General features: G+C 73.0%; 11 protein-coding genes. 10 read left to right on the plus strand and 1 reads right to left on the minus strand.

The window, feature by feature from the left end:
• Positions 1-62 precede the first annotated feature (62 nt).
• The 8 genes from V2S66_RS08950 to V2S66_RS08985 all read left to right on the plus strand — a co-directional run bounded on the left by V2S66_RS08950 (position 63) and on the right by V2S66_RS08985 (position 11,522).
• Positions 63-1,691: a carboxyl transferase domain-containing protein gene (locus tag V2S66_RS08950; RefSeq protein ID WP_330794015.1), complete on the plus strand. Its 1,629-nt coding sequence runs from the start codon at positions 63-65 to the stop codon at positions 1,689-1,691.
• 37 nt (positions 1,692-1,728) lie between these two features.
• A complete protein-coding gene (locus V2S66_RS08955) occupies positions 1,729-3,771 on the plus strand; it encodes an acetyl/propionyl/methylcrotonyl-CoA carboxylase subunit alpha (protein ID WP_330794174.1) in 2,043 nt (680 codons plus the stop codon).
• Positions 3,772-3,851: 80 nt separating this feature from the next.
• Positions 3,852-4,820 carry a hydroxymethylglutaryl-CoA lyase gene (locus V2S66_RS08960; RefSeq protein ID WP_330794175.1) on the plus strand — a complete coding sequence of 323 codons (969 nt, stop codon included), beginning with the start codon at positions 3,852-3,854 and terminating at the stop codon, positions 4,818-4,820.
• Between the two features lie 2 nt (positions 4,821-4,822).
• Positions 4,823-5,989, plus strand: coding sequence for an acyl-CoA dehydrogenase family protein (locus V2S66_RS08965; protein WP_330794016.1), 1,167 nt, complete (start codon positions 4,823-4,825; stop codon positions 5,987-5,989).
• Positions 5,990-6,111: 122 nt separating this feature from the next.
• Entirely contained in the window at positions 6,112-7,638 is a 1,527-nt protein-coding gene (locus tag V2S66_RS08970; RefSeq protein WP_330794017.1) for a pyridoxal phosphate-dependent decarboxylase family protein, read from the plus strand.
• Between the two features lie 106 nt (positions 7,639-7,744).
• Positions 7,745-8,989 (plus strand): lysine N(6)-hydroxylase/L-ornithine N(5)-oxygenase family protein, encoded by a 1,245-nt coding sequence (locus V2S66_RS08975; protein ID WP_413966345.1) that lies wholly within the window; start codon positions 7,745-7,747, stop codon positions 8,987-8,989.
• Positions 8,986-9,573: a GNAT family N-acetyltransferase gene (locus V2S66_RS08980; protein WP_330794019.1), complete on the plus strand. Its 588-nt coding sequence runs from the start codon at positions 8,986-8,988 to the stop codon at positions 9,571-9,573. The genes V2S66_RS08975 and V2S66_RS08980 overlap by 4 nt, the downstream gene beginning before the upstream one ends.
• Positions 9,570-11,522 (plus strand): IucA/IucC family protein, encoded by a 1,953-nt coding sequence (locus tag V2S66_RS08985; protein ID WP_330794020.1) that lies wholly within the window; start codon positions 9,570-9,572, stop codon positions 11,520-11,522. Before V2S66_RS08980 ends, V2S66_RS08985 begins: the two co-directional genes overlap by 4 nt.
• On the opposite strand, the gene V2S66_RS08990 is transcribed toward V2S66_RS08985, so the two are convergent.
• Positions 11,486-13,126, minus strand: coding sequence for a beta-N-acetylhexosaminidase (locus tag V2S66_RS08990; RefSeq protein WP_413966346.1), 1,641 nt, complete (start codon positions 13,124-13,126; stop codon positions 11,486-11,488). The two genes, V2S66_RS08985 and V2S66_RS08990, sit on opposite strands and share 37 nt — an antisense overlap.
• Positions 13,127-13,373: 247 nt before the next feature.
• On the opposite strand from V2S66_RS08990, the gene V2S66_RS08995 reads away from it, so the two are divergent.
• Together V2S66_RS08995 and glmS are read left to right on the plus strand one after the other, a co-directional pair.
• Entirely contained in the window at positions 13,374-13,649 is a 276-nt protein-coding gene (locus V2S66_RS08995; RefSeq protein WP_330794021.1) for a hypothetical protein, read from the plus strand.
• 148 nt (positions 13,650-13,797) lie between these two features.
• Positions 13,798-15,612, plus strand: coding sequence for a glutamine--fructose-6-phosphate transaminase (isomerizing) (gene glmS / locus V2S66_RS09000; RefSeq protein ID WP_330794022.1), 1,815 nt, complete (start codon positions 13,798-13,800; stop codon positions 15,610-15,612).
• The last annotated feature ends 60 nt before the right edge of the window (positions 15,613-15,672 follow it).

Here is a 15,672-nt window from a genome sequence, read left to right on the forward strand (position 1 = left end):
GTTAGCGAGCGTTAACGTGGAGTCATCACGTTAACGCTCGCTAACATCCGGGGGGCCGAACCATGGCAGCACCCGCCCTGTCCAGCGCCGCAGATCCGGCGTCGGAGGCGTACCGCGCCAACACCGAGGCGCACACCGAACTCAGCTCCGCGCTGCGCGACAAGCTGGCCGCCGCGCGCCTGGGCGGGGGTGAGAAGGCGCGCGCCCGCCACGTCGCACGAGGCAAGCTGCTGCCGCGCGACCGGGTGGACGGGCTGCTCGACCCCGGTTCCCCCTTCCTGGAGCTGGCGCCGCTGGCCGCCGACGGGATGTACGAGGGGCAGGCTCCCGCGGCGGGCGTGATCGCCGGGATCGGCCGGGTGGCGGGCCGTGAGGTCGTCGTGGTGGCCAACGACGCCACGGTCAAGGGCGGCACCTACTACCCCATGACGGTCAAGAAGCACCTGCGCGCCCAGGAGGTGGCGCTCGACAACCGGCTGCCGTGCGTCTACCTCGTCGACTCCGGCGGCGCCTTCCTCCCCCGGCAGGACGAGGTCTTCCCCGACCGGGACCACTTCGGCCGGATCTTCTACAACCAGGCGACCATGTCGGCCCGCGGGATCCCGCAGATCGCCGCCGTGCTGGGCTCCTGCACCGCCGGCGGCGCCTACGTGCCGGCGATGAGCGACGAGGCGGTGATCGTCCGGAACCAGGGCACGATCTTCCTGGGCGGCCCGCCGCTGGTGAAGGCGGCCACCGGCGAGGTCGTCACCGCGGAGGAGCTGGGCGGCGGCGAGGTGCACGCGCGGACCTCGGGCGTCACCGACCATCTCGCCGAGGACGACGCGCACGCCCTGAGCATCGTCCGCGACATCGTCTCCACGCTGCCCGCCCGCGGCGCCCCGCCCTGGACGGTGCGGCCCGCGCAGCCGCCCGCGGTCGACCCCGCGGGCCTGTACGGCGCGGTTCCGGTCGACCCGCGCACCCCGTACGACGTGCGGGAGGTCATCGCCCGCGTCGTCGACGGCAGCCGGTTCGCCGAGTTCAAGGCCGAGTACGGCACCACCCTGGTCACCGGCTTCGCGCACGTGCAGGGCCACCCGGTCGGCATCGTCGCCAACAACGGCATCCTGTTCGCCGAGTCGGCGCTGAAGGGCGCCCACTTCATCGAGCTGTGCGACCAGCGCGGCATCCCGCTGCTGTTCCTGCAGAACATCTCGGGCTTCATGGTGGGCCGCCAGTACGAGGCGGGCGGCATCGCCAAGCACGGCGCGAAGATGGTCACCGCCGTGGCCTGCGCCCGGGTGCCCAAGCTGACCGTCGTCATCGGCGGGTCCTACGGCGCGGGCAACTACTCGATGTGCGGGCGCGCCTACAGCCCCCGCTTCCTGTGGATGTGGCCGAACGCGAAGATCTCCGTGATGGGTGGCGAGCAGGCGGCCTCGGTGCTGGCCACCGTCAAGCGCGACCAGCTCGCCGCGGCCGGCGAGAAATGGGGCGAGGACGCCGAGGAGGCGTTCAAGGCGCCGGTCCGCGAGCAGTACGAGACCCAGGGCAACGCCTACTACGCCACCGCCCGGCTGTGGGACGACGGCGTGATCGACCCGCTGGAGACCAGGACCGTGCTGGGCCTGGCCCTCACCGCCTGCGCCAACGCACCGCTGCCCACGCCCGACCCCACCGCGCCGGGCTACGGCGTCTTCCGGATGTGAGGCCGCGATGACCACGAAGAACGCTGGGACGCCCGTCATGTTCGACACCGTGCTGGTCGCCAACCGCGGCGAGATCGCCGTCCGCGTCATGCGCACCCTGCGCGAGCTGGGGGTGCGCTCGGCCGCGGTGTTCACCGAGGCCGACGCCGAGGCCCGGCACGTCAGGGAGGCCGACACCGCGGTCCGCGTCGCCGACTACCTGTCGGCCGCCGAGCTGGTGAGGGCGGGGGCCGTCGCCGGAGCGCAGGCCGTGCACCCGGGATACGGCTTCCTCGCCGAGAACGCCGCCTTCGCGCGGGCCTGCGCCGCGGCCGGGCTCGTCTTCATCGGCCCGCCGGCCGACGCCATCGAGCTGATGGGCGACAAGATCCGCGCCAAGGAGAGGGTGCAGGCCGCCGGGGTGCCGGTGGTGCCCGGCAGCAGCGGCAGCGGCCTGTCCGACGCCGAACTGGCCGACGCGGCCCGGCGGATCGGCGTGCCGGTGCTGCTGAAGCCGTCCGCGGGCGGCGGCGGCAAGGGTATGCGCCTGGTGCGGGAGGAGGCGCTGCTCGCCGAGGAGATCGCGGCGGCCCGCCGCGAGGCCCGCGGCTCCTTCGGCGACGACACCCTGCTGGTGGAGCGGTGGGTCGACCGGCCCCGGCACATCGAGATCCAGGTGCTCGCCGACGGCCACGGCGGCGTGGTCCACCTCGGGGAGCGCGAGTGCTCGCTGCAGCGGCGTCACCAGAAGGTCATCGAGGAGGCCCCCTCGGTGCTGCTCGACCCGGCCACGCGGGCAGCGATGGGCGAGGCCGCGGTGCAGGCCGCCCGCTCCTGCGGCTACACCGGCGCCGGGACCGTGGAGTTCATCGTCCCCGGCGACGACCCGGGCGCCTACTTCTTCATGGAGATGAACACCCGCCTCCAGGTGGAGCACCCGGTGACCGAGCTGGTCACCGGCCTCGACCTGGTGGCCTGGCAGCTGCGCGTCGCGGCCGGCGAGCCGCTGGACTTCGCCCAGCAGGACGTGACGTTGAGCGGTCACGCCGTCGAGGCGCGGATCTGCGCGGAGACCGCCCGGGCCGGCGACGGGCGGGTCGACTTCCTGCCCTCCGCGGGCACCGTGCTGCGGCTGCACGACCCGGCGGGCCCGGGGGTGCGCGTGGACTCGGGGCTCGCACCCGGCACCGAGGTCGGCACCGCGTACGACCCGATGCTGGCCAAGGTGATCGCGCACGGCCCGGACCGGGCCACCGCGCTGCGTAGGCTGCGCGCGGCGCTCGCCGACACCGTGGTGCTGGGCGTCGACACCAACACCGGCTTCCTGCGGCGGCTGCTGGCCCACCCCGCTGTGGTGGCGGGCGACCTGGACACCGGACTGATCGACCGCGACGCCGCCGGGCTGCTGCCGCCCGGCGTGCCCGACGAGGTGTACGCGGCGGCGGCGCTGCTGCGGCAGGACGCCCTCGCGCCGCGGCCGGACCCCGGCGGCTGGACCGACCCGTTCTCGGCGCCCACCGGCTGGCGGCTCGGCGGCGAGAGCGCCTGGACGGTGCACCACCTCAAGGCCCCGGGCCAGGACCCGGTGACCGTGCGGGTCCGCGACGGCCGGGTGCGGATCGGCGACGCCCCGCCGTTCGAGGCGCGGCTGACGGTGGACGGGCCGCGCGCGCTGCTCCACCACGAGGGCACGGTGACCGCCTTCGACCACGCGGGCGAGTGGCTCGGCCGCGACGGCGACAGCTGGCGGGTGCAGCCGCACGACCCGGTGGCGGCCGCGCTGCGCAGGGCCGCGGCGGGCGCGGGCGGCGACGCGCTGACCGCCCCGATGCCCGGCACGGTGACGGTGGTGAAGGTCTCCAAGGGCGACGAGGTCACCGCGGGCCAGAGCCTGCTGGTGGTGGAGGCGATGAAGATGGAGCACGTGATCACCGCCCCGCACGACGGGACGGTGGCCGAGATCGACGTCACCGCGGGCGCCACGGTCGCCATGGACCAGATCCTCGCCGTGGTGATACCTGCCGCCGCGGACGACGAGGCCGGCGCCGGGGACCCGCGGGCGGCGGACCCGTCCGGCGCGACGCCCGGGGAAGGCTCATGACCGCCCCCGGGACCCGCGACGCGGACACCACCGCTCCTGCCGCCTCCGACGCCGCCGGGCCGCTCGCCCTCGGGCTGCCGATGGCCGTCCGCCACCCCGGGCTGCCGGCGTCGGTCCGCATCCACGAGGTCGGGGCGCGCGACGGCCTGCAGAACGAGAAGGCGACGGTGCCGACCGCGGTCAAGGCCGAGTTCGTGCACCGGCTCGCCGACGCCGGGCTGACCACCATCGAGGCGACCAGCTTCGTGCACCCCACGTGGGTGCCCCAACTGGCCGACGCCGCCGAGCTGATGCCGCTGCTCGCCGACCTCGCCGAGCGCACCCCCGCGGTGCGGCTGCCGGTGCTGGTGCCGAACGAACGCGGGCTGGAGCGCGCCCTGGAGAGGGGCGTGCGCGAGATCGCGGTGTTCGGCAGCGCCACCGAGTCCTTCGCCCGGGCCAACCTCAACCGCACCGTGGACGAGTCGCTGGCGATGTTCGAACCGGTCGTCGCGCGGGCGCGGGCCGCGGGCGCGAGCGTCCGCGGCTATCTGTCGATGTGCTTCGGCGACCCCTGGGAGGGCCCGGTGCCGGTCGCGCAGGTCGCCGCGGCGGCCCGCCGGCTGTACGCGCTGGGCTGCACCGAGCTGAGCCTCGGCGACACCATCGGGGTGGCCACCCCCGGCCACGTGACCGCCCTGCTCGACGCGCTGACCGCCGGTCCGGACCCGGGCGCCGGCTCCGGGGCCGGCTCGGGCATCCCGGTCGAGCATCTGGCCGTGCACTTCCACGACACCTACGGCCAGGCCCTGTCCAACACACTGGCCGCGCTCCAGCGCGGCGTCTCCGTCGTGGACGCCTCCGCGGGCGGCCTCGGCGGCTGCCCGTACGCCAGGAGCGCCACCGGCAACCTCGCCACGGAAGACCTCGTCTGGATGCTGCACGGCCTGGGCGTCCGCACCGGGGTCGACCTCGACCGCCTCAGCGCCACAAGCGTCTGGATGGCGGAGCAGCTGGGACGGCCCAGCCCGTCCCGTACCGTCCGCGCCCTGACCCACCAGGAGCAGTAGCCATGTCGATCGACCACCGCCTCTCCGAGGAGCACGAGGAACTGCGCGCGACCGTCGCGCGGTTCGCCCAGGACGTGATCGCCCCCAAGATCGGCGAGTTCTACGAGCAGGAGGAGTTCCCGTACGAGATCGTGCGGGAGATGGGCCGGATGGGGCTGTTCGCGCTGCCCTTCCCCGAGGAGTACGGCGGCATGGGCGGTGACTACCTGGCGCTCGGGATCGCGCTGGAGGAGCTGGCGCGGGTGGACTCCTCGGTGGCGATCACCCTGGAGGCCGGGGTGTCGCTGGGGGCGATGCCGGTGTTCAGGTTCGGCACCGAGGAGCAGAAGCGCACCTGGCTGCCGAAGATGTGCTCGGGCGAGATGCTGGGGGCGTTCGGGCTGACCGAGCCGGAGTGCGGCTCCGACGCCGGCGGCACCCGCACCACCGCGCGGCTGGACGAGGCGACCGGCGAGTGGGTGATCAACGGCACCAAGTGCTTCATCACCAACTCCGGCACGGACATCACCGGACTGGTCACCGTGACCGCCGTGACCGGCCGCAAGGACGACGGCAGGCCGCTGATCTCGTCCATCATCGTGCCGTCGGGGACCCCCGGGTTCACCGTGTCGAAGAAGTACAGCAAGGTCGGCTGGAACGCCTCGGACACCCGTGAGCTGTCCTTCGCCGACTGCCGCGTCCCGGCCGCGAACCTGCTGGGCGAGGAGAGCCGCGGCTACGCGCAGTTCCTGCGGATCCTCGACGAGGGGCGGATCGCGATCTCGGCGCTCGCCACCGGGCTGGCGCAGGGCTGCGTCGACGAGTCGCTGGCGTACGCGCGGGAGCGCGAGGCGTTCGGCCGGCCGATCGGTGCGAACCAGGCCATCCAGTTCAAGATCGCCGACATGGAGATGCGGGCGCACACCGCCCGGCTGGCGTGGCGGGACGCCGCGTCGCGACTGGTGCACGGCGAGCCGTTCAAGAAGGAGGCGGCGCTGGCGAAGCTGTACTCCTCGGAGATCGCGGTGACCAACGCGCGGGAGGCCACCCAGATCCACGGCGGCTACGGCTTCATGAACGAGTACCCGGTGGCCCGGATGTGGCGTGACTCCAAGATCCTGGAGATCGGCGAGGGCACCAGCGAGGTCCAGCGGATGCTGATCGCACGGGAGTTGGGGATGGCCGGCTGACGGCGCGGCGCCGAACCCCGGAACGGGAGGGGCCGTTCGGCCGGGTGTGGCGGCTGGGCTCGACGGGTCGGCCAGTTAGGTTAGGCTAACCTAACTCGACCGACTCGACGAGAGGTCCGCCCATGCGCTCACACCTGCTCAACGACACCACGACGGAGCACTACCGGCGCTCGGTCATCCAGGGAGTCGAGCGGGTGGCGGCCACCCTCGCCGCGACCGAACGCCCCTTCACCGGGGTCACCCCGGACGCGCTGGCCCCCAGCATCGACGCGGTCGACCTCGACCGCCCGCTCGGCGACACCGCGTCCGCGCTGGAGGAACTGGAGTCCGTCTACCTCCGCGACGCCGTCTACTTCCACCATCCCCGCTACCTCGCCCACCTCAACTGCCCCGTCGTCATCCCCGCGGTCACCGCGGAGGCCGTGCTCAGCGCCGTCAACTCCTCCCTCGACACCTGGGACCAGAGCGCCGGCGCCACCCTGATCGAGCGCCGCCTGATCGACTGGACGGCGGCGAGGATCGGCCTCGGCCCGGCGGCCGACGGGGTCTTCACCAGCGGCGGCACCCAGTCCAACCTCCAGGCGCTGCTGCTGGCGCGCGAGGAGGCCCTCGCCCGTGGCGCCGACCCGGCGCGGCTGTGCGTCCTGGCCTCCGAGTGCGGCCACTTCAGCGTGCAGAAGTCCGCCGGGCTGCTCGGGCTGCCCGCCGACGCGGTCGTCACCGTCGCCTGCGACGCCTCCAGGCGGATGCGCCCGGACGCCCTCGCCGACGCCCTGACCCGCTGCGCGCGCGAGGGCAGGACCCCGATGGCCGTCGTCGCCACCGCCGGGACCACCGACTTCGGCTCGATCGACCCGCTGCCCGCGGTCGCCGACCTCGCCGCGCGGCACGGCGTCTGGCTGCACGTGGACGCCGCCTACGGCTGCGGGCTGCTGGTCTCCCCCACCCGCCGCCACCTCCTCGACGGCATCGAGCACGCCGACTCGGTGACCGTCGACTACCACAAGTCCTTCTTCCAGCCGGTGAGTTCGAGCGCGCTCGTGGTCCGCGACCAGGCGGTTCTGCGGCACGCCACGCACCACTCGGACTATCTCAACCCGCGCCGCGCCGTGGCGGAGCGCATCCCCAACCAGGTGGACAAGTCCCTCCAGACGACGCGGCGGTTCGACGCGCTCAAGCTGTGGATGACGCTGCGGGTGATGGGCGCGGACGGCGTCGGGACACTCTTCGACGAGGTGCTGGACCTGGCCGAGGCGGGCTGGCGGATCCTCGACGCCGATCCGCGGTTCGAGGTCGTCACCCGGCCGGCGCTGTCCACCCTGGTCTTCCGCTGGGTCCCGCCCGGCCACCGCCCCGGCGGCACCGCCGCCGCTTCCGTCCCCGTCCCCGCCCCCGGCATCGGCTCGGGCTCAGACACCCGCTCGGGCCACGTCAGCGCCCTCGATGCGGCCAATCTGCACGCCCGCAAAGCACTCTTCGCCTCCGGCCGGGCCGTCGTCGCCGGCACCACCGTGCACGGCCGCCACTACCTCAAGTTCACCCTGCTCAACCCGCAGACCACCGCCGCCGACATCGCCGCCGTACTGGACCTGCTGGCCGGGCACGCCGAGGCCCACGCGCACCTGGGAGAGACCCTTGTCCACGTCTGACGCCCGCACCGCCGCACCCTCAGGCGGCCCATCCGGCAGCCCATCCGGCGGTCCCCCAGACGGCGCCGCCGGGAGCGGCCGGGACGGCGACTTCGACTTCGTCGCGATCGGCCTCGGGCCGTTCAACCTGGGCCTCGCCTGCCTCACCGAGCCGCTGGAGGGCCTGCGCGGGGCCTTCCTGGAGAGCAAGCCGGACTTCGACTGGCACTCGGGCATGTTCCTGGAGGGCAGCACCCTCCAGACGCCGTTCCTGTCCGACCTGGTCACCCTCGCCGACCCGACCTCGCCCTTCAGCTTCCTCAACTACCTCAAGGAGTCCGGACGGCTGTACTCCTTCTACATCCGCGAGAGCTTCTATCCGCTGCGCGAGGAGTTCAACGACTACTGCCGCTGGGCCGCCGCCCGCATCCCCGGCGTCCGGTTCGGGCGCACCGTCACCGAGGTGACGTACGACGAGGCGGCCGGCGCGTACCGCGTGCGGACCGGCACCGGCGAGACGTTCCGGGCGCCGCGGCTGGTGCTGGGCACCGGCACCCCGCCGTACGTGCCGCCCGCCTGCGAGGGCCTGGGCGGCGACGTCGTGCACAACTCCCGCTATCTGCGGGCCAAGGAGGCGCTGCGGTCCAAACGCAGCATCACCGTGGTCGGCAGCGGCCAGAGCGCCGCCGAGATCTACCACGACCTGCTCCAGGACATCGACACGCACGGCTACGAGCTGAACTGGGTGACACGTTCGGCGCGCTTCTTCCCGCTCGAATACACCAAGCTCACCCTGGAGATGACCTCCCCGGAGTACGTCGACTACTTCCACGCGCTGCCCGCGCCGGTGCGCGACTCCCTCAACCTGGCGCAGAAGAACCTCTACAAGGGCATCAACGCGGACCTGATCAACGCGATCTTCGACCTGCTCTACGTCAAGAGCCGGCGCGGCGGGCTCCGCACCCGGCTGCTCACCAACACCGCGCTGGAAACCGCCCGTCACGACGCCCCGGCCGGCCGGTACGTCCTGGGACTGCGCCAGCACGAGCAGGGCCGCGACCACACCCTGAGCACCGAGGGCCTGGTCCTCGCCACCGGCTACCGCTACCGGACGCCGGAGTTCCTCGCGCCGGTCCGCCACCGCATCCGCTGGGACGCCCAGGGGCGCTACGACGTCGGCCGGGACTACGCGATCGACGTCACCGGACAGGGCGTCTTCGTGCAGAACGCCGAGCTGCACACGCACGGCTTCGCCACCCCCGACCTCGGGATGGCCGCCTACCGCAACGCCCGGATCATCCGGCAACTGCTCGGCGGCGAGGAGCCGTACCGGGTCGAGACGGCCATCGCCTTCCAGGAGTTCGCCGCATGAGCGCCCACTCCGCCACCGGCCCGGCCGGCGCCCGCCCAGCCGGCGTCCACCCGACCGGCGGCTTCGCCTTCCGCCCGGTCGACCCGGCCGCCGACGCCGCCATGCTGCACTCCTGGGTCACCGCCCCGAAGGCGACGTTCTGGCTGATGGGCGACGCGAGCCGGGCCGACGTCGAGCACGTCTACGCCGACATCGCGCAGGCGCCCCACCAGGACGCGTTCATCGGCTCGTACCACGGGACGCCCGCCGTCCTGATGGAGCGCTACGACCCCGCGCACGTCGAACTCGACGGCCTCTACGACGCCGAACCGGGCGACGCCGGCATGCACTTCCTGGTCGCGCCCGCGGAAACGCCCGTGCACGGCTTCACCCGTGCGGTGATCGCCGCCGTCATGGCGGAGATATTCGCCGACCCCCGCGTCCGCAGGGTCGTCGTCGAGCCGGACGTGCGCAACACCGCGGTCCACGCGCTCAACGCCACGGTCGGCTTCGAGGTCGTCGGCACCGTCACGAAACCGGAGAAGGAAGCCTTGCTCAGCATCTGCACCCGCGCACGGTTCGAGGCCGCCCTGTGCACCCGATGACCGACGCCGCCGCGACAGCGGCCCCCGCACCCGCACCCGCACCCGCACCGGGAGTCGAGGGGACCACCGCCCACCTGACGCCGGAGCACTGGGAGCGCGCCACCCGGCACCTGCTGGGCAAGGCCCTGGCCGAGTTCGCCCACGAGCGCCTGCTGGCCCCGGAACCGGACCCGGCCCCCGAGCCGGCCCCCGACCCGGACCCCGCGCTCCGCCCCGCGGGAGGCCAGGACGCGTCCGCGGCCTACATCGTCCACAGCGACGACCGGTCGACCGCCTACCGCTTCACCGCGGCCCGTCTCGCCCTCGACCACTGGCAGGTCGACCCGGACTCCCTCACCCGCACCACCGGCGGGGCGCCCGCGCCGCTCGACGCGCTCGCGTTCTTCACCGAGCTGCGCGACGCGCTCCAGCTGAGCGACCACGTGCTGCCCCTGTACCTGGAGGAGGTCACCGCCACGCTCTCCTCGCTCGCCTTCAAGTACGCGAAGCCGCGGCTGGGCGTCGCCGCCCTGGCCGGCGCGGGCTTCCAGGCGATCGAGGCGGCGATGACCGAGGGCCACCCGTGCTTCGTGGCGAACAGCGGCCGGATCGGCTTCGGCGCGGGGGACTTCGCCCGGTACGCACCGGAGGCCGCCGCCCCGGTGCGGCTGACCTGGCTCGCCGCGCGGCGCGACCTGGCCACCTTCACGGCGGGCGAGGGCCTGGACTACTTCACCCTTTTGGCCGATGAACTGGCGCCGCACACCCGGATAAGGTTTGATCAACGGCTCGTCGAACGCCAGCTCGATCCAGCCGATTACTACCTGCTCCCCGTGCACCCCTGGCAGTGGGAGCACCGGATTGCCGTCACGTTCGCCGGTGAGGTGGCCCGCCACCACCTCGTGCATCTGGGCCCCGGAGACGACGAGCACTCCGCCCAGCAGTCCATCCGTACCTTCTCCAACACGTCCCGACCCACCCGTCACTACGTCAAGACCGCCCTGTCCGTCCTCAACATGGGCTTCCTGCGCGGACTGTCCGCCGCGTACATGGAGGCCACCCCGGCCATCAACGACTGGCTGGCCGGGCTGATCGCAGCCGATCCGACCTTCGCCGCCGCACGCTTCTCGATCATCCGCGAGCGGGCCGCGATCGGCTATCACCACCGCGGTTACGAAGCGGCGACCGCGAAGGGCTCCCCCTACCGCAAGATGCTCGCGGCACTGTGGCGGGAGAGCCCGGTGAAGGGGCTGGAAGCGGGCCGGTCCCTGGCGACCATGGCGTCGCTGCTGCACGTCGACGGCAGCGGCGACTCCTTCGCGGCCGAGCTCGTCACCCGCTCCGGCCTGACCCCGGCACGCTGGCTGCGCGGCTACCTCGACGCCTACCTGGTGCCCGTGCTGCACAGCCTGTTCGCCTACGACCTGGCGTACATGCCGCACGGCGAGAACGTCATCCTCGTGCTGGGCGAGGACGGCGGGACCGTCGAGCGGGTGATCTTCAAGGACATCGCCGAGGAGATCGTCGTCATGGACCCGGCGGCGCCACTGCCGCCGGAGGTGGCCAGGATCCGCGCGGACGTGCCCGAGGACCAGCGGGCGCTGGCCGTCCTCACCGACGTCGTCGACTGCTTCCTGCGGTTCCTGTCGGCGATCCTGCACACCCGGGGCGTCCTGGACGAGGGCGTGTTCTGGCGGACGGCGGCGGAGTGCGTCGCCGGCTACCAGGAGGCGCACCCCGAGCTGGCGGAGAAGTTCGCACGCTACGACCTGTTCGCGCGGGAGTTCGCGCTCTCCTGCCTGAACCGGCTGCAGCTGCGGGACAACCGCCAGATGGTGGACCTGGCGGACCCGGCGGCGGCGCTGCAGTTCGCGGGGACGCTCGCCAACCCGCTGGCCGCCGCGTCCGCCGGGGCGGAGGCGGCAGCCGGAGGTCAGGCGGCGGGCCAGTCGACCTGCGGCGAGCGGTAGAAGGTGATGCCCAGGGCGGTCCAGCGGGGGGCCTGGGCTGCCAGCCGCACCCGGTAGGCGTCCCAGTCGTGGGTCGCGGCCGGGGACCAGCCGAGCTCGGCGATCCCCGGCAGCCGGGGGAAGGCCATGAAGTCGAGGTCGGCGTTGCTCTTGAGGGTCTCCGTCCACAGGGGCGCCTCGACCCCGAAGACCGCGGAGGCGGGGACGTTCTTGACGAAGGTGGCCGGGTCCCAGTCGTAGGAGGTCTTGACCTCGACGTAGCCGGCCCAGTTCAGGCCGAGAGAGGTGGAGGAGGTGTACTTCATGTCGAGATAGGCGCGGTTGGCCGGGGACATGATCAGCCGGGTGCCGGCCTGGGCGGCCGCGGCGACGTCGGTCTCGTCGCCCGCGGTGCCCCAGTACTGGGCGATCGCGCCCGGCGCGGGGTGCGCGGAGTCGATCTGGTGCCAGCCGATCACCGTCTTGCCGTGGGCGGCGACGATCTGCTGGACGTGGTCGACGAAGGTGACGTAGTCGGCGGCGCTGGTGGAGTGCGCCTCGTCGCCGCCGATGTGGAGGTAGGGCCCGGGGGTCAGTGCGGCGACCTCGCGGATCACGTCGTCGAGGAAGGTGTAGGTGTTGTCGTGGCCCACGCACAGCGAGCTGAAGCCCACCGAGGTACCGGTGTAGAGGGCGGGCGCCTTGCCGTCGCAGTTCAGCTCGGCATAGGAGGCCAGCGCGGCGTTGGTGTGGCCGGGGCCGTCGATCTCGGGGACGACGGTGAGGAAGCGTGAGGCGGCGTAGCCGACGATCTCCTGGTAGTCCTGCTGCGAGTACCAGCCGCCGGAGCCGCCGCCGACCTCGGTGCTGCCGCCGTAGGTCGCCAGCCGCGGCCAGGAGCTGACCGCGATCCGCCAGCCCTGGTCGTCGGTGAGGTGCAGATGCAGCGTGTTGATCTTGTACAGGGCGAGCTGGTCGATGGAGCGCTCGACCTGGGCGACGGTCAGGAAGTGCCGGGCGACGTCGAGCATGGCGCCGCGGTAGGCGTAGCGCGGCACGTCGCGGATGTCGGCGTCCGGCACCGTCCAGGCGGTGTCCGGCACGGCGGTGCGGCTCTCGACGGCGGCGGGCAGCAGCTGGCGCAGCGTCTGCACGCCGTGGAAGAGGCCGGCCGGGGTGCGGGCGCTGACGGTGACGGACGTGGGGGTGGTGTGGAGCCGGTAGCCCTCGTCGCCGAGGCCCTGGTCGGTGTCGCCGAGGGCCAGCACGATGCCCGCGGGCCCGTCGGCACGGCCGCCGCCCTCGCCGAGGGCGGCGAGGGTCTGGACGACGGGCAGGGCGTAGCCGGTGGCGGGCCGCAGCAGCCCGGCCGCGTAGTCGGCGACGTCCCGGGCGGCCTGGGAGCCGCTGTCCGGGGCGTCGGGGCCGCCGTCGACCTCGATGGCGGTGCCGGAGGTGAGGCGGAAGGCGCCGCCGCCTGCCTGGACCGAGGCGGGGACCGGGATGACCCGGGAGGTGACCTCGGCGGCCGCCGAGGGCGTCGAGGAGGCGGCGCGGGCGCCGGCCGCGGTGGCGCCCGCGGCCAGCAGCAGGGCGCACAGCACCCGTGGCAGGGTGGCGCGCAGGCGGCGCGGCGCGGGCGCGGGGTGCGGCCCGGCGGCGGCGGGGCCCGTGCTCCGGGCGCTCAGTGGCTTCACGCCTCACGAGTACAGGGGGCCTCCCGTGCGGTCAAGGCGACTCGGCCGCACTGCGCCGCGATACCACCCGCCTGCGGGGCCCGTCTCACTCCTTTGGCCGCCCTTGTCCGGCAATCCTGCCCGGATTCGGGCAGGATTCTTGCAAAGCCACGAGGGCCCCAGCAGTATTCGTCGAGTGCTCGAACGCCGGACGTCCTATGAAGACCTGATCGACCACCTGGTGCGGACCACGCCGCTGCACCGCGGCGAGGCCGGGCGGGTGGTGCTGGACGTACTGGCGTACTTCGACGAGACGGCCGAGGAGTTCGTCCGCCGCAGACACCGCGAGCTGCAGGCCAAGGGCCTGGTCAACGCGGAGATCTTCGAGCGGATCGGCGAGGAGCTGCCGCACCGGGCGGTGGCGCCCGCCCCGCTCTCCGCGCGCCAGCTCCGCCGCATCGTCTACGGCTGAGCCACCGGGACACCGGCGCGAACGGCAGGCACGGCAAACACAGCGGGCACGGCAGGAAAGCAAGGCGAAGAGGCGCCCGGCACAGGGCAGCGGGCGCGGCACGAAGCGACGGCGCAAGACGGCGCAGGACGACGGAGAGGGACGGCACATGTGCGGAATCGTCGGTTACATCGGCAGGCGTGACGTGGCGCCGCTGCTGCTGGAAGGTTTGCAGCGGCTGGAGTACCGCGGCTACGACTCGGCGGGCATCGTGATCACCGGCAAGTCCGGTGAGCTGAAGACCGTCAAGGCCAAGGGCCGGGTGCGCGAGCTGGAGGCGCGCATCCCCAAGCGGTTCGCCGGCACCACCGGCATCGCCCACACCCGCTGGGCCACCCACGGCGCCCCGAGCGACGAGAACGCCCACCCGCACCTGGACGCCGACAACAAGGTCGCGGTGGTCCACAACGGGATCATCGACAACGCCTCCGAGCTGCGCGCCAAGCTGACCGCCGACGGCACCGTCTTCGCCTCCGAGACCGACACCGAGGTGCTCGCCCACCTCATCGGCCGCGCTCAGGCCGAGACGCTGGAGAAGAAGGTCAGCGAGGCGCTGCGGGCGGTCGAGGGCACGTACGGCATCGCCGTGATGCACCGCGACTTCCCCGACCGGATCGTGGTGGCGCGCAACGGCTCGCCGGTGGTGCTGGGCATCGGCGAGAAGGAGATGTTCGTCGCCTCCGACGTCGCCGCGCTGGTCGCCCACACCCGCCAGGTGGTCACCCTCGGGGACGGCGAGATGGCGACCCTGAAGGCCGACGACTTCCGCACCTACACCACGGAGGGCTCCCGGACGACGGCGACGCCGACCACCGTGGAGTGGGAGGCGGAGTCGTACGACATGGGCGGCCACGACACGTACATGCACAAGGAGATCGCCGAGCAGGCGGAGGCGGTGGACCGGGTGCTGCGGGGGCGGATCGACGACCGGTTCGCGACCGTGCACCTGGGCGGGCTGAACCTGGAGCCGGGCGAGGCCCGCCGGGTGCGCCGGATCAAGATCCTCGGCTGCGGCACCAGCTACCACGCGGGCCAGATCGGCGCCCAGCTGATCGAGGAGCTGGCGCGCATCCCCTCCGACGCCGAGCCGGCCTCGGAGTTCCGCTACCGCAACCCGGTGGTGGACCCGGACACGCTGTACGTGGCGGTCTCGCAGTCCGGCGAGACGTACGACGTGCTGGCCGCCGTGCAGGAGCTGAAGCGCAAGGGCGCCCGGGTGCTCGGCGTGGTCAACGTGGTGGGCTCGGCGATCGCCCGTGAGGCGGACGGCGGCACCTACGTGCACGCGGGGCCCGAGGTCTGCGTGGTGTCCACCAAGTGCTTCACCAACACGGTGGTGGCCTTCGCGCTGCTGGCCCTGCACCTCGGCCGGATCCGCGACCTGTCGGTCTCCGACGGCAAGCGGATCATCGAGGGCCTGCGGCGGCTGCCCGGCCAGATCGACGAGATCCTCAAGACCGAGCCGGAGATCAAGAAGCTCGCCCGGGAGTACGCGGACGCCAAGTCGATGCTGTTCATCGGCCGGGTCCGGGGCTATCCGGTCGCGCGTGAGGCGTCGCTGAAGCTCAAGGAGGTCAGCTACATCCACGCGGAGGCGTACCCGGCCTCCGAGCTGAAGCACGGCCCGCTGGCGCTGATCGAGCCGGCCATGCCGACGGTCGCGATCGTGCCCGACGACGACCTGCTGGAGAAGAACCGGGCGGCGCTGGAGGAGATCAAGGCCCGCAGCGGGCGCATCCTCGCCGTCGCCCACCAGGTGCAGGAGAAGGCCGACCACACCATCGTGGTGCCGAAGAACGAGGACGAGCTGGACCCGATCCTGATGGGCATCCCGCTGCAGCTCTTCGCCTACCACACGGCGCTGGCGCTGGGCCGGGACATCGACAAGCCGCGTAACCTGGCGAAGTCCGTGACGGTCGAGTAGCCGGACCGTCGCGCAAACAGCGAGAGCCCCCGCCAGCCCGGCGGGGGCTCTCGTACGCCT

It is taken from the genome of Actinacidiphila polyblastidii, from assembly GCF_036353415.1.
Taxonomy (GTDB): Bacteria; Actinomycetota; Actinomycetes; order Streptomycetales; family Streptomycetaceae; genus Actinacidiphila; species Actinacidiphila polyblastidii.

Coding starts and splice junctions, on each gene's coding strand:
- V2S66_RS08950 (WP_330794015.1), top strand. CDS start 63: ATGGCAGCACCCGCCCTGTCCAGCGCCGCAGATCCGGCGTCGGAGGCG.
- V2S66_RS08955 (WP_330794174.1), top strand. CDS start 1,729: ATGTTCGACACCGTGCTGGTCGCCAACCGCGGCGAGATCGCCGTCCGC.
- V2S66_RS08960 (WP_330794175.1), top strand. CDS start 3,852: ATGGCCGTCCGCCACCCCGGGCTGCCGGCGTCGGTCCGCATCCACGAG.
- V2S66_RS08965 (WP_330794016.1), top strand. CDS start 4,823: ATGTCGATCGACCACCGCCTCTCCGAGGAGCACGAGGAACTGCGCGCG.
- V2S66_RS08970 (WP_330794017.1), top strand. CDS start 6,112: ATGCGCTCACACCTGCTCAACGACACCACGACGGAGCACTACCGGCGC.
- V2S66_RS08980 (WP_330794019.1), top strand. CDS start 8,986: ATGAGCGCCCACTCCGCCACCGGCCCGGCCGGCGCCCGCCCAGCCGGC.
- V2S66_RS08985 (WP_330794020.1), top strand. CDS start 9,570: ATGACCGACGCCGCCGCGACAGCGGCCCCCGCACCCGCACCCGCACCC.
- glmS (WP_330794022.1), top strand. CDS start 13,798: ATGTGCGGAATCGTCGGTTACATCGGCAGGCGTGACGTGGCGCCGCTG.